Source organism: Pseudoxanthomonas sp. 22568 (assembly GCF_052044485.1).
In the GTDB taxonomy this organism is placed as follows: domain Bacteria; phylum Pseudomonadota; class Gammaproteobacteria; order Xanthomonadales; family Xanthomonadaceae; genus Pseudoxanthomonas_A; species Pseudoxanthomonas_A beigongshangi.
This window is the reverse complement of record NZ_JBQENC010000010.1, coordinates 23,393-36,945: the sequence shown is the minus strand read 5'-3', so window position 1 is coordinate 36,945 and position 13,553 is coordinate 23,393. Positions and strand designations below refer to the sequence as shown.

Here is a 13,553-nt window from a genome sequence, read left to right as displayed (position 1 = left end):
GGGGCTGTGTTCGGGGAACCTCCGGGAAGGCCAGAGGCTCCCTATCGTTTAATCGCGGTGGTTTTGCGGTTGCCGCCGGCGATTGCCAGCACGCCCGGATTGACCGGGGTGGCGGGACGACCGGCGTCCGGGCCTTCGCCCAGCGCGGCGATGAGATTGTCCACCGCCAGGCCGACCATCGCACGCCGCGTCGCCAGGCTCGCGCTGGCGATATGGGGAGTCAGCACCACGTTGCACAGCGCGAGCAGTTCCGGGCGAACCTCCGGCTCGCCCTCGTAGACGTCCAGCCCGGCCGCGGCCAGGCAGCCCTGCGACAACGCCTGCGCCAGCGCCAACTCGTCGACCAGGCCACCACGGGCGATGTTCACCAGCGTCGCGGTCGGCTTCATCTTCGCCAGCGCGGCCGCGTCGATCAGATGGTGGACGGCCGGCGAATACGGCAGCACCAGCACGAGATGATCTGAGCCGGTCAGCAGTGTGTCGAAATCGACGTACTCGGCGCGGCACTCGCGCTCGATCGCGGCATCGACGCGATGGCGGTTGTGGTAGTGCACGCGCATGCCGAAACCCGCCGCGCGGCGGGCGATGCCCTGCCCGATCCGGCCCATGCCGAGGATGCCCAGCGTACTGCCGTGCAGATCCACGCCGAGCATGCTGCTGAACGACCATTGCCGCCATTGACCCTCGCGCAGCCAGCGCTCGGCCTCGGTGATGCGGCGGGCGGTGGCCATCAGCAGGGCGAAACCGAAATCGGCGGTGGTCTCGGTCAATACGTCCGGTGTGTTGGTCGCCAGGATGCCGGCCGCTTCCAGCGCGGGAATGTCGAGATTGTTGTAGCCGACGCCAACGTTGGCGACGGCCTTCAGCCGCGGCGCCTCCGCGATCTCGGCCGCGCCGATGCGTTCGTTGAGGGTGACCACGGCGCCGTCCGCCTCGCGCAGGTGCGCGGCGATCTGTGCAGCCGTGTACGCCTGAACCTCGGCGGTCCCGTGCACGTCGAAGTACTCGCCCAGCCGTCCGATGACGTCATCGAACAGCGGCTGCGAGACCCAGACGCGGCGGCGGGATTCAGCCATCGGCGCGTCCCGGCACCCGGGGCGGCACTTCGCCCACGTCGCCGCACTGGGCGCGGTGGCGCAAGGCGTGGTCCATCAGCACCAGCGCCATCATCGCCTCGGCGATCGGCGTGGCGCGGATGCCCACGCAGGGATCGTGGCGACCGGTGGTGATCACGTCCACCGGCTGGCCGTCCACATTCACCGTGCGGCCGGGCAGGCGCAGGCTGGAGGTGGGCTTGAGCACGATCGAGGCGGTGACCTGCTGGCCGGTCGAGATGCCGCCGAGGATGCCGCCGGCGTGGTTGGAGAGGAAGCCTTGCGGAGTCATCTCATCGCGGTGCTCGGTGCCCTTCTGGGTGACCGCCGCGAAGCCGTCGCCGATTTCCACGCCCTTGACCGCGTTGATGCTCATCAGCGCGGCGGCCAGATCCCCGTCGAGCTTGCCGTAGATGGGTTCGCCCCAGCCCGGCGGCACGCCGTCGGCGACCACGTTCACGCGCGCGCCGATCGAATCGCCGGACTTGCGCAGCGCGTCCATGTAGCTTTCCAGTTCGGGCACCTGCGCCGCATGCGGCCAGAAGAACGGGTTGTCCTCGACCACGCTCCAGTCGAAGCCTTCCGGCGTGATCGGTCCCAGTTGCGACAAATAGCCGCGCACCGTCACGCCATGGCGCTGCGCCAGCCACTTCTTGGCGATGACGCCGGCAGCGACGCGCATGGTCGTTTCGCGCGCCGAGGAACGCCCGCCGCCGCGCGGATCCCGGATGCCGTACTTCTGCCAATAGGCATAGTCGGCATGGCCGGGACGGAACTGGCTGGCGATGTTGGCGTAGTCCTTGCTGCGCTGATCGGTATTGCGGATGAGCAGCGCGATCGGCGTGCCGGTGGTCAGGCCCTCGTAGACGCCGCTGAGGATTTCCACGTCGTCGGCCTCGCGCCGCGCCGAGGTGTGTCGGCTCTTGCCGGTCGCACGGCGCTCCAGGTCATGGCGGAATTCCTCCGGCGCGATCGCCAGCCCGGGCGGACAGCCGTCGAGCACGCAGCCGATCGCCGGCCCGTGCGATTCGCCGAACGTGGTGACGGTGAGGAGTTTTCCGAAACTGTTGCTGCTCAAGGCCTGCTTGACTCCGGTAAAAGGCTCTGATAACTGGATGGCGTCACACTGACGTGACAAAAGGAGAAATCATGAAGATTAACAAGCGTCTTGTTGCTTTCTGCATGCTTCTCGTCGCCATGGTAGCTGCGACCACTGCCCTTGCCGCACGCAGATATGCCTGGCAGGTTGGATACTTCGATGAAAACGGATACATGGTGGGTTCCATCACCTACCCTTGCGGTGGTGGGCAGACGATCGAAGGTGTTCTGGAAGGAACGCCAATCGAGATATGGAGCCAACCCTGCTACGGCTACGAGCCACCCATCGAACACTGACCAATAGACCGCCCGCCACTTCGTAATCGAGGTGGCGGGCACTCGCACCTATTTCAGTCCTTTCATTCGCGCGTACCTCACATCCTTGCATCCGCCAGCGCACGAATGTGCTTGTTGTGCCGGATCAGTTCGGCGCATTCCACCGCGAAGATGCCCATCTGCCCGACCTTGAATTCGATCCAGGCGAATTCAACTTCCGGCAGCAGCTTCGTCAGCGCGTGCTCGGATTCGCCGACCTCGCAGATCAGCAGGCCTTCCTGGCTCAGGTGCAGTGGTGCGTCGCGCAGGATCTTCAACACCAGATCCAGGCCGTCGTCTCCGGCGCGCAGGCCGAGTTCCGGCTCGAAGGAATATTCCTTCGGCAGCGCATCGGTCTCGTCGTTGGTGACATAGGGCGGATTGGTGACGATCAGGTCGTAGTGGCGACCGCCGAGGCCGGCGAACAGATCCGACTTCACCAGTTGCACATTGTCCGCATGCAGGCGCGCCTTGTTCTCGGCGGCCAGCGCCAGCGCGTCGTCGCTGATGTCGACGCCATCGACCTGCCAGTCGGGGTTGTAGTGGCCCATGGCGATGGCGATGCAGCCGGAACCGGTGCACAGGTCCAGCGCATGGTTGACCTCGCGTCCGCCCAACCAGGGCTCGAAACCGGATTCGATCAATTCGGCGATCGGCGAGCGCGGCACCAGCGCGCGCGCGTCGCTCTTGAAGCTCAGGCCGGCGAACCAGGCCTCGCCGGTCAGGTAGGCGACCGGCACGCGTTCCTCCACGCGGCGCTTGAACAGCGCCAGGATTTCCGCCTTCTCGGCACTGGTGACCCGCGCCTGGCCATAGGCCGGGCCCAGATCCGGCGGCAGATGCAGCGTGTGCAGCACCAGATGGGTCGCCTCATCGAGGGCGTTGTCGTAGCTGTGGCCGAAGGTCAGGCCGGCCTCGTTGAAACGGCTGGCGCCGTAACGGATCAGGTCGATGAGGGTGTGCAGTTCTGCGGCTGCGTCGGCAGTCATGGCGTAAAGGCGGGGAAATGGCCGGTGGGGTCCGGTTCCCGATTATAGGCGCTGCGCCGGTATCATGTCGGGTCCGCCGGCAAGCCCCGAAACCGCGGCCACGCCGGCCCTTCCGCGAGACCCGCCATGTTCAACAAGAAGTTCGGGATCATCCTGCTGCTGGCGCTGGCCGCCGGCCTGGGCCTGCTGGCCGCGCAGAAGTTCTTCGGTCCCGCCCGCCCCGCCCAGGCGTGGCCGGCCACGCAGGCGGTGACGATGTTCCCGCAGGCGCGCCCGCTGCCCGAATTCTCGCTGCGCCAGTCCGATGGTACGCAATTGGCCTCCGGCGAACTGAAGGGCCATTGGACCCTGGTGTTCCTCGGCTTCACCTTCTGCCCAGACGTCTGCCCGACCACCCTGGCCGAATTGGCCCAGTCGCAGAACCAGTGGCGTGCCCTGCCCGATTCCACGCGCCCGCGGGTGCTGTTCGTGTCGGTGGATCCGGAGCGCGACACGCCCAACAAGGTCGGCGAGTACGCGCACGCCTTCCATCCGGACACGCTGGCGGCGACCGCCGACGCGCCGACCCTGGAGAACTTCGCCAAGTCGCTGGGCTTCGTCTTCATGAAGGTGCCGGGCAAGGGCTTCGAGCAGAATCCCAACGACTATTCGATGGATCATTCCTCGGCCATCGCCGTGCTGGATCCGCAGGGTCGCCTGGCCGGCCTGATCCGCCCGCCTTTCCGGCCGGACGCAATCGCCACCGACATGAAGGCGCTGACCGAGGCCGCCGCGCGATGAGTCCGGTCACCGCGCTCACCTACGTCCTGCCGCATCGCCTGCTGTCTTCGCTGGCGCGCAAGCTGGCCTACTCCACTTCGCCGGCCATCAAGCAATGGCTGATCGACGCAGTGGTGCGCCGCTTCGGCGTGGATCTGTCCGAAGCCGCCGAACCCGACGCGCGTGCCTATCCAAGCTTCAACGCCTTCTTCACCCGCGCCCTCAAGCCGGGCGCGCGCGTCGCAGCCCCGGATCCACGCGCATTGCTGATGCCGGCCGATGGCCACATCAGCCAGTGCGGGCCGATCCAGGATGGCCGCATCTTCCAGGCCAAGGGCCAGTCGTTCACCGCCTCGGAGCTGCTGGGCGACGCCACCGACGCCGAACCGTTCCGCGACGGCCTGTACGCCACCGTGTACCTGTCGCCGCGCGACTACCACCGGGTGCACATGCCCTGGCGCGGCACGTTGCGTGAAACCGTGCACGTGCCCGGCCGCCTTTTCAGCGTCGGTACCGACGCGGTCGCCAGCGTACCGGGTCTGTTCGCACGCAACGAGCGCCTGGTCTGCCACTTCGATACCGACTTCGGCCCGATGGTCTCGGTGATGGTCGGCGCGCTGCTGGTGTCGGGCGTGGAGACGGTCTGGAGCGGCCTGGAGATTCCCGCCTACGGGGATCGCGTCACCCGCAAGGACTACCGCGGCCAGGGCATCACCCTGGACCGCTTCGAGGAGATGGCCCGGTTCAACTACGGCTCGACCGTGATCGTCCTGATGCCACCCGGCGTGGCGGAATTGTCACCGGAACTGCATGCCGAATCGCCGGTGCGGTTGGGGCAGGCGCTGGCAAGGCTGGAAGTCGCTACGGCGCAGTGACGGGCCAGGTCCGCCTACGACGCCGTCGATCTCGCGATACACCACTGCGCCGCCCAATAGCTCAGCAGCACCCACACGCTCGCCAGGGGAATTGCCATCGCGAAGCGGTCGATCGCCAGCAAGGCGTCGGAGAGCACGAAGCAGGCGCCGCCCACTGCGGCCAGGGTCGCGGCCCCGTCCGGACGCTGCCGCCAGACGCAGGCCGCTTGCGCCGCCATGCCCGCCAGCGCCACCACGTAGACGACCACGGGAGTCTTCAGTTCCGCCGGCAGATGCGGCCACAAGTACGCCAGGACAGCCGTGGCGATCACGCCATACGCGAGCACGGGCCAAATGGGACGGAGCCACTCGCCGCGCAACCGGAACGCCCGCAGGTAGCACAGGTGCGCCAGCAGGAAACTGCCCAGTCCGAAGGCGAACCAATCTCCCGGCAGCATCAGGAACACATCGCCCAGCAGCGACAGCAGCAGTCCCGCCAGCACCGCGCGCCGATAACCGTGTTCGTTCGCGGCGGTCCGCCACACCATGGCCGCGACCAGCAGCGTGGTCAGCGGTTTGAACAGGTAGTGCAGGATGCGCAGACCATCCGCCTCGGCGCCGACGATGGCGAGTGCCGCGCTGACGGCGACGGCAGCGACGGACAACCAGATTGCATTCCTTTGCATCGTTCCTCCGCCCCCGGTTCTTCAGATCATTTTTTGCAGCTTTCCAATTGGATCGACTGGCCCGGCCGCACGTTGTAGGCAGGCCCCTTCAGGCCATTGGCGCGCGCCAGCTTCTTCAGGTCGCACTGGTAGCGCTGCGAGATGCGGCCCAGCGTATCGCCCTTGGCGATACGGTACTCGCGCGCCTGCTTCGCCTTGGGTTCGGCGGGCTTGGGTTCGCCGGAAGCGACCGTGGTCGGCACGCCGGCCACCGGGGTCACGTCGCCGACCGCGACCGTACCGGTCAGGGCGGTGCGCTTGATGGCGGCGTTGACGTCGGCGCGCACCAGCGTGCGGGCCAGGTCGGCGCGCGGGCCGCTGACACAATGGCGGTTGTACAGGCTGACGATGCGGGTATTGGCCTTGAGCATCGTCCCGGCCGGAATCCATGCCTCGGCCTCGTAGCGCGGGTTGAGGTTGCGCAGCGCGCGCATGAAGCCCTCGCGGGTGCCGCCGTTGCCCAGGCAGATGGTCAGTTCGTAGATCGAGCTGTCGCGTGCCAGCCTCAGCGAGGCCGGATGCACGTCGACCTTGGGGAATTCCAGTCCGTACTGCTTGGGATGCAGGAACAGCCACGCCGCCGCGATCACCATCGGCACGTAGTCGCGGGTCTCGCCGGGGAACTGGCTGTAGACCACCTCGTCCCAGAAGCTGCGGCCCGGGTACTGCCGGTAGACGCGCCCGGCACGGCCCTCGCCGCCGTTGTAGGCGGCCAGCGCGAACTCGATGTTGTTGTTGAGTTCGCGCATGCGCTCGTTCATGTAGGCGGCGCTGGCCTCGCCGGCGAACGCCGGGTCGTAGCGGGTGTCGAAGCCGGTCCCGTCCGGGCCCAGGCCGAAGCGCTTGCCGGTCGCATACATGAACTGCAGCGGGCCGGCCGCGCCGGCGCGCGAAGTCGCGTGCACGCGGCCGTTGGATTCCTTGGCCATGATGCCGAACAGCAGCGCTTCCGGCAGCTTGCTGCGCTCCCAGTCCGGGTACATCTCCGCGCGCATGTTCTGGTAGTTCTCGTAGCTGGTGATCAGCGCGCTGCGCATGTCGGTCAGCCAGCGCCGGATACCCGCCTGCACCGCCGGGTTGTACTCGACCATCTTGTCGAAGGCGTGGCGCTGGTCGTTCAGCAGCGACGCGGCGCGCTGGGCTTCCGGGATGGCCTGTGCCACCGCGGAATGATCGCTGCCATCGTCGAGCGGATCGACGGTGGTTTCCTCTTCCTCCGCGCCACCGCCGTCGGACGCCTCCTTGAGCAGGCGCTTGTAGGTGGTCAGCAGGGTGTGGGTCTGGCAGCCGCGCTGCTTGATGCAGGCATCCAGCACGTCCTCCATGTCCTCCAGCGCGGCATCGGTTTCGGCGGTGCCCTTGGGGTCGTTGTTGGTCACCAGCACCAACCCGTCGCGGTAGCGCTTCTCGGCCGCGGCCATGCGCGCGTTCAGCACTTCGATGGCGGCCTTGTCCTTGGCCGAGACCCGCTGGGCATGCGCGGCCGGGGCCAGCGCCAGGAGGGGCAGGAAAACGGCCAGCAGGGGCCAGGGACGCAGCAAGGACTTCGGCAGGGACATCAGCACGCGCAATCGAAAACGGTCGCGGCAGGGTAGCGGCGCCCGGATCCGGGGGCAAGCCGAATACGTCACGACATTACGCCCGCAGACATGCCGGATCGCTAGAATCACCCGACCAGACCGCGAGGCACTCATGGATCCGATCCTGTTGGGCAAAGGCACCACCGACGACATCCCCGTCACCCTGCAGCCGAAGTTCGGCAACCGCCACGGCCTGGTGGCCGGGGCCACCGGCACCGGCAAGACCGTCACCCTGATGACCCTGGCCGAAGGTTTCTCGCGGCTGGGCGTGCCGGTGTTCCTGGCCGACGTGAAGGGCGATGTCGCCGGGCTCGCGGTGGCCGGCGACGGCAACGAGAAGGTGCTCCAGCGCGCCCGCGACATCGGCATCGCCGACTACGCCCCCGGCGCAAGCCCGGTGGTGTTCTGGGATCTGTACGGAAAGCTCGGCCATCCGGTGCGCACCACGGTCAGCGAAATGGGCCCCACCCTGCTCTCGCGCATCCTGGAGCTCAACGACACCCAGTCCGGCGTGCTGGACATCGTGTTCAAGCTGGCCGACGACCGCGGCCTGCTGCTGCTGGACCTGGAAGACCTGCGCGCCCTGCTCGGGCTGGTCGCCGACGAGCGCAAGGACATCTCCACCAGCTACGGCCTGGTCAGCGCGCAATCGATCGGCGCCATCCAGCGCGCCCTGTTGCGGCTGGAGCAGGAAGGCGGCGAGATGTTCTTCGGCGAGCCGGCGCTGGAACTGGCTGACCTGATGCGCACCCAGACCGATGGCCGCGGCGTGGTCAACATCCTGGCCGCGGACCAGCTGATCCTCAAGCCGCGCCTGTATTCCAGCTTCCTGCTGTGGCTGTTGTCGGAACTGTTCGAGACCCTGCCCGAAGTCGGTGATCTGGACAAACCCAAGCTGGTGTTCGTGTTCGACGAGGCGCACCTGCTGTTCGACGACGCCCCGCCCGCGCTGAAGCAGCGCATCGAGCAGGTCGTGCGCCTGATCCGCTCCAAGGGCGTCGGCGTGTATTTCTGCTCGCAGTTCCCCGACGACGTGCCGGACAACATCCTCGGCCAGCTCGGCAACCGCGTGCAGCACGCGCTGCGCGCGTTCACCCCGCGCGACCAGAAGGCGGTGAAGACCGCGGCGCAGACCTTCGTGCCCAATCCCAAGCTGGACGTGGCCGAGGCGATATCGCGCCTGGGGACCGGCGAAGCCTTGGTCTCGACCCTGCAGGACAAGGGCGTGCCCTCGCCCGTGCAGCAGACCCTGATCTCGCCCCCGCGCTGCCGGATGGGCGCCATCAACGAAAGCGAGCGGGCGCAGGTACGCGCCGGCAGCCCGGTCGGCGCCAAGTACGACAATCACATCGATCGCGAGTCCGCGTCTGAGATGCTGGCCAAGCGCGCCGACGCGGCCATGCAGACCGCGAATGCACCGGCCGCCAAGGCCGAGAAGGACGACCCCGATGCCGGCGGTTTCGGCCAGGCGGTCAAGGACGCGGTGTTCGGCACCAAGCGTCGCCAGGGCATGATCGAGACCATGGCCAAGCAGACCACCCGCACCATCGGGACCAAGCTGGGCAACCAGATCGTGCGCGGCATCCTGGGCAGCATCTTCGGCGGCCGTCGCTGATCACGACGCCGCGACGACATGTCCTTGGCCATGCAGGCGAGGCGGGCCGACGCCACCGAGATCGACGCGCTGGCGCGCCTGTGGCATGACGGCTGGCAGGACGCGCACGCCGCGATCCTGCCGCTGGAGCTGGCCCGCCATCGCACCCTTGCGAGCTTCGCCCGGCGCCTCGCGGACGGATTGCCGGCGGTGCGCACGCTCGGCGCGATCGGCCAGCCGCTGGGCTTCGCCATGATCCAGGGCGATGAGATGTACCAATTGTACGTAGGCGCCGCCGCGCGCGGCACGGGCGCCGCGGCCCTGTTGCTGGCGGACGCGGAAATCCGCCTCGCCGACACCGGGGTCACGCGGGCATGGCTGGCCTGCGCCATCGGCAACGAGCGCGCGGCGCGCTTCTACGCCCGCCAGGGCTGGGCGCGGGTGGGCAACATGATCAACCGCCTGGACACGCCGGACGGCGCCTTCGATCTGGAGGTGTGGCGCTACGAGAAGAACGTGGCCCGCGCTTGATTCCGCCGTCCCCGCCCTGATCTACCCTGTTCTCCACGTTCCTCCGCAAGGCTTTCCCACCCGCATGTCCCGCTGGCGTCCCCCTGCCGAAAAGAGCACCGCCCTGATCACCCGCGAAGGCCACGATCGGCTGAAGGCGGAACTGGACGATCTGTGGCGCGCCCGGCGTCCGGAAGTGGTCAAGGCGCTGGCCGCCGCCGCCGCCGAAGGCGATCGCTCGGAGAACGCCGAGTACACCTACCGCAAGAAACAACTGGGCGAGATCGATCGCCGGGTGCGCTATCTCAGCAAGCGGCTGGAAGCCCTGCGGGTGGTCGAGGGCGCGCCCTCGGATCCGGAAGCGGTGTTCTTCGGCGCCTGGGTGGAGGTGGAGAACGTCGCCAGCGGAGAGACCTCGCGCTACCGCATCGTCGGTCCCGACGAAACCGACGCGCCGCGCGGCTGGATCAGCATCGACTCGCCGCTGGCGCGGGCGATGCTGAAGAAGCGCATTGACGACGAATTCCCGGTGGAGCTGCCCGGCGGTCCGGCCCGATTCGCGGTGGTGGACGTCAGTTATGGCGCCTGATCAGAACAGCGGCGGCGGATAAGCGCGACCTTCGCGCAACGGACGAAAATAGTCTGCGTCTGCGTAGAAACCGGCATCCTGTTGCGGATGCCAGCCGGGGATGCCGGCCAGCGGCAATGGCCGCAGTTCCCTCGGATCTTCCAGGACTTCGCCGTTCCGGATCGCCGCCACGACACGCGCCACGTCCGTTTCCACCGCCGCGTCCCGCGCCACCACCACGCACTTGCCGACCAGTCGACGTCCCGGCAGCAGCGCCTGTTCCAGCAAGGCATGCCCGATCACCGCGATGACGGCGATGTCGCCCCGGCGCCAGCTGTCGGCATGCCCCCGGAACAACCCGGACCAATCGTGGCGATCCCAGGCATCGAGCAGCGATGCCTCGCGCACCCGCACGATCACGCCGCTTTCATCGAACTGGGTCAGCGCCTGCTGCGCGCGGTTGCGCTGGCCGTCGTCGCGGTCCGCGACATGCAGGCACTGGCGCGCATTGAGCGCTGCCTTGAGCGCGGGATGACGCGCCCAGACCAGGGCATTGAACAGATCGTGCCAATTGCCCGGACGCGTGGCGATGCGTCCCTGTGCGACGCGCACCTCGTAATGCAGGCCATCGGCCAGCAGCGCCTCGTCCTGGGCGATGAAATGCCGTCCGGGCAGCGGCAACCGCGTGTTGAGCAGGTCGATGCCGGGCCACTCGGCCGCAAGCAGCAGATCGCGACAAGCCGCCAGATCATCGAACAGCGGATGCGTGAAGGTGGCGGCCAGCACGTCGCCACGCGCCGGGGCCACGAAGCGGCGACGCTCCGCAACCGCGGCAGGCGCCGCTGCGTTCACAGCACCTTGAGGTCGATCGGTCCGGCGGCCGGCTGGGCGATCGCATCGCCGAACAGATCGTGCTCGTCGCTGTCGGTGATTTCCACGTCGACGAACTGGCCCGGCTTGAGCCCGAACTCCTCGCCGTTCTGGATGTGCACCAGGCCGTCGATCTCCGGCGCGTCCGCCGAGGAACGCGCCACCGCGATGCCGTCTTCCAGCAGGTCCACCAGGCAACGCTGCACGCTGCCGATCTTGGCTTCCAGGCGCGCGGCGGAAATCGCCGCCTGCCGTTCCATGAAGCGGGCCAGGCGCTCCTGCTTCACTTCCTCCGGCACCGGATCAGGCAACGCGTTGGCGGCCGCGCCTTCCACCGGCGAATAGGCGAACGCGCCCACCCGATCCAGTTGCGCCTCGTCGAGGAAATCCAGCAGCGCCTCGAATTCGGCCTCGGTCTCGCCGGGGAAGCCGACGATGAAGGTCGAGCGCAGGGTCAGCTCCGGACACATCGCCCGCCAGCGCTGCACGCGTTCCAGGGTCTTGTCGACCGCACCCGGGCGCTTCATCAGCTTGAGGATGCGTGGACTGGCGTGCTGGAACGGAATGTCCAGGTACGGCAGCACCTTGCCCTCGGCCATCAGCGGGATGACGTCGTCGACATGCGGATACGGATAGACGTAATGCAGGCGCGTCCACGCACCGAGTTCCGACAGTCCTTCGCACAACGCCTTCATGCGGGTGGCGTAGGTCTTGCCGCCCCATTCGCGCTCGGCGTACTTCAGATCGACACCGTAGGCGGAGGTGTCCTGCGACACCACCAGCAGTTCCTTCACCCCGCCGCGAACCAGGCGTTCGGCCTCGCGCAGCACCTCGTCGACCGGCCGCGAGACCAGGTCGCCACGCATCGACGGGATGATGCAGAAGCTGCAGCGGTGATTGCAGCCCTCGGAAATCTTCAGATAGGCGTAGTGGCGCGGGGTCAGCTTCAGGCCGTAGTCCGGCACCAGGTCCAGGAACGGGTCGTGCCTGGGCGGCAGCGCCGCGTGCACCGCCTCCATCACGCTCTGGTAGTCCTGCGGGCCGCTGATCGCCAGCACGTCGGGGTGCGCCTCGCGGATCTGCTCCGGGCGCTTGCCCAGGCAACCGGTGACGATGACCTTGCCGTTTTCCGCCAGCGCCTCGCCGATCGCGTCCAGCGATTCGGTCACCGCCGCGTCGATGAAGCCGCAGGTGTTGACCACCACCACGTCGGCCGCCTGGTAGGTGGGCACGATGTCGTAACCCTCCACGCGCAACTGGGTGAGGATGCGTTCGGAGTCGACCAGGGCTTTCGGACAGCCGAGGCTGACGAAGCCCACCTTGGGGTTCTGCAGGGACATGGAGACGGAAACGGAGAAAACGGCGGCACGCCGACGGGGCGCGGATTATAGCGCCTCGCCCCGGCCGCCCCTTCCCGGTGCCTGAATCCGGCGACCGTCACCCGCCGGTCCGGACGGATGGGCGACAATGCGCGCCTCGCTGGCAACGCAGGACTCTCCCCCATGGGCGAATGGATCACCCTCGAAACCGCGCGCGGCCCGGTGGCGGCCTGGCAGGCCAAACCGGCGGGTGCGCCCCGTGGCGGCCTGGTGATCATCCAGGAAATCTTCGGCGCCAACGCGCACATCCGCAGCGTCGCCGAACGCTACGCCGAGGCCGGCTACGCGACCCTGGCGCCGGCGTTCTTCGATCTGGTCGAGCCGGGTGTCGAACTGCCCTACGACCCGTCCGCCCACGATCGCGGCCGCGAGCTCATCGGCAAGCTGGGATTCGACGCCGCGCTCGACGTGGTATCCGCCGCCGCCGCCGCGCTGGCCTGGGCTGGAAAAGTCGGCACCGTCGGCTACTGCTGGGGCGGCACGGTCGCCTTCCTGTCCGCGCTTCGGCTGGGCCTGCCGGGCGTGAGCTATTACGGCTCCCGCAACCGCCTGTTCCTGGAGGAAATGCCATCCGGTTCGGCGTTGCCTGCGCCGGTGATGTTCCATTTCGGCGAACAGGACGCGTCGATTCCACCGGAAGCCGTGCAACTTCATCGCGACCGCTTGCCCGGCCTGCCCGTTTTCACCTATCCAGCCGGCCATGCCTTCAACCGCGACGCCAGTCCCGACATCCACGACGCGCCAAGCGCGGACCTGGCACTTTCGCGCAGCCTGGCATTCCTCGCGGAGCAGATCGGGTGAGCGGCTTCGAACCGGATTCCCGCCTGGCCCGCGACAGCCTGTTCATCGCCGATGGCCCGCTGTCGCAGGTGCGACTGATGAACGATCGTCGTTATTCCTGGCTGGTCCTGGTGCCGCGGGTGGACAACGTGAGCGAATGGCTGGATCTGGATGGCGGCCAGCAACGCCTGCTGCTCGCGGAGATCAACCAGGCGGGCGGATTGATCCGTGCGGTTCCAGGGGTGCAGAAGCTCAATATCGGCGCGCTCGGCAACATCGTGCGCCAGTTGCACATCCACCTGGTGGGACGCCACGAAGGCGATCCGGCCTGGCCGGGCCCCGTGTGGGGACATGGCCAAGCCGAGCGTTTTTCCGAAGCCGAACTGGCGACCGAGGTGGCGCGCTGGCGTCGGCTTCTGATCGCGTAGCGGCCCGTGT

The 13,553-nt window shown here is 67.7% G+C and carries 15 protein-coding genes; 8 read left to right on the top strand and 7 right to left on the bottom strand.

The annotated features are described in order from the left end of the window. Positions 1–41: 41 nt before the first annotated feature. Positions 42–1,076 (bottom strand): 2-hydroxyacid dehydrogenase, encoded by a 1,035-nt coding sequence (locus ACTJI2_RS13480; protein WP_318288836.1) that lies wholly within the window; start codon positions 1,074–1,076, stop codon positions 42–44. Next, positions 1,069–2,172 carry a chorismate synthase gene (gene aroC, locus ACTJI2_RS13475; protein ID WP_318288835.1) on the bottom strand — a complete coding sequence of 368 codons (1,104 nt, stop codon included), beginning with the start codon at positions 2,170–2,172 and terminating at the stop codon, positions 1,069–1,071. The genes ACTJI2_RS13480 and aroC overlap by 8 nt, the downstream gene beginning before the upstream one ends. 71 nt (positions 2,173–2,243) lie before the next feature. Here aroC and ACTJI2_RS13470 point away from each other — a divergent pair, with 71 nt between their 5' ends. Beyond that, complete coding sequence (locus tag ACTJI2_RS13470) at positions 2,244–2,489, top strand: hypothetical protein (protein ID WP_318288834.1); 246 nt, start codon at positions 2,244–2,246, stop codon at positions 2,487–2,489. Positions 2,490–2,566: 77 nt separating this feature from the next. Here ACTJI2_RS13470 and prmB read toward each other — a convergent pair whose 3' ends face one another. Continuing rightward, a complete protein-coding gene (gene prmB / locus ACTJI2_RS13465) occupies positions 2,567–3,496 on the bottom strand; it encodes a 50S ribosomal protein L3 N(5)-glutamine methyltransferase (protein ID WP_318288833.1) in 930 nt (309 codons plus the stop codon). 126 nt (positions 3,497–3,622) lie between these two features. Between prmB and ACTJI2_RS13460 the strand changes: the two genes are divergently transcribed. Beyond that, entirely contained in the window at positions 3,623–4,276 is a 654-nt protein-coding gene (locus ACTJI2_RS13460; RefSeq protein WP_183642411.1) for an SCO family protein, read from the top strand. After that, complete coding sequence (asd, locus tag ACTJI2_RS13455) at positions 4,273–5,130, top strand: archaetidylserine decarboxylase (protein ID WP_440842426.1); 858 nt, start codon at positions 4,273–4,275, stop codon at positions 5,128–5,130. The genes ACTJI2_RS13460 and asd overlap by 4 nt, the downstream gene beginning before the upstream one ends. 14 nt (positions 5,131–5,144) lie before the next feature. Here asd and ACTJI2_RS13450 read toward each other — a convergent pair whose 3' ends face one another. Both ACTJI2_RS13450 and ACTJI2_RS13445 read right to left on the bottom strand, forming a co-directional pair. Then, positions 5,145–5,774 carry a lysoplasmalogenase gene (locus ACTJI2_RS13450; RefSeq protein ID WP_440842425.1) on the bottom strand — a complete coding sequence of 210 codons (630 nt, stop codon included), beginning with the start codon at positions 5,772–5,774 and terminating at the stop codon, positions 5,145–5,147. 47 nt (positions 5,775–5,821) lie between these two features. Continuing rightward, positions 5,822–7,393, bottom strand: a complete 1,572-nt coding sequence (locus tag ACTJI2_RS13445) for a transglycosylase SLT domain-containing protein (RefSeq protein WP_440842532.1) — start codon at positions 7,391–7,393, stop codon at positions 5,822–5,824. 133 nt (positions 7,394–7,526) lie between these two features. Here ACTJI2_RS13445 and ACTJI2_RS13440 point away from each other — a divergent pair, with 133 nt between their 5' ends. The 3 genes from ACTJI2_RS13440 to greB all read left to right on the top strand — a co-directional run bounded on the left by ACTJI2_RS13440 (position 7,527) and on the right by greB (position 10,107). Further along, on the top strand, positions 7,527–9,029 hold the full coding sequence (locus tag ACTJI2_RS13440) for a helicase HerA-like domain-containing protein (RefSeq protein ID WP_440842424.1): 1,503 nt from the start codon (positions 7,527–7,529) through the stop codon (positions 9,027–9,029). An 18-nt stretch (positions 9,030–9,047) separates the two neighbouring features. Continuing rightward, a complete protein-coding gene (locus tag ACTJI2_RS13435; protein WP_440842423.1) occupies positions 9,048–9,539 on the top strand; it encodes a GNAT family N-acetyltransferase in 492 nt (163 codons plus the stop codon). Positions 9,540–9,603: 64 nt separating this feature from the next. Continuing rightward, the gene (gene greB / locus ACTJI2_RS13430) at positions 9,604–10,107 is read left to right on the top strand and encodes a transcription elongation factor GreB (protein ID WP_440842422.1); all 504 of its coding nucleotides are present in this window, start codon (positions 9,604–9,606) and stop codon (positions 10,105–10,107) included. Here greB and ACTJI2_RS13425 read toward each other — a convergent pair whose 3' ends face one another. After that, positions 10,108–10,938: a DUF3025 domain-containing protein gene (locus ACTJI2_RS13425; RefSeq protein WP_440842421.1), complete on the bottom strand. Its 831-nt coding sequence runs from the start codon at positions 10,936–10,938 to the stop codon at positions 10,108–10,110. Then, the gene (gene rimO / locus ACTJI2_RS13420) at positions 10,935–12,296 is read right to left on the bottom strand and encodes a 30S ribosomal protein S12 methylthiotransferase RimO (protein ID WP_183642436.1); all 1,362 of its coding nucleotides are present in this window, start codon (positions 12,294–12,296) and stop codon (positions 10,935–10,937) included. Before rimO ends, ACTJI2_RS13425 begins: the two co-directional genes overlap by 4 nt. 162 nt (positions 12,297–12,458) lie before the next feature. Between rimO and ACTJI2_RS13415 the strand changes: the two genes are divergently transcribed. Both ACTJI2_RS13415 and ACTJI2_RS13410 read left to right on the top strand, forming a co-directional pair. Then, positions 12,459–13,136, top strand: coding sequence for a dienelactone hydrolase family protein (locus tag ACTJI2_RS13415; RefSeq protein WP_440842420.1), 678 nt, complete (start codon positions 12,459–12,461; stop codon positions 13,134–13,136). Next, positions 13,133–13,543 carry an HIT family protein gene (locus ACTJI2_RS13410; RefSeq protein WP_440842419.1) on the top strand — a complete coding sequence of 137 codons (411 nt, stop codon included), beginning with the start codon at positions 13,133–13,135 and terminating at the stop codon, positions 13,541–13,543. The genes ACTJI2_RS13415 and ACTJI2_RS13410 overlap by 4 nt, the downstream gene beginning before the upstream one ends. Positions 13,544–13,553: the final 10 nt, after the last annotated feature.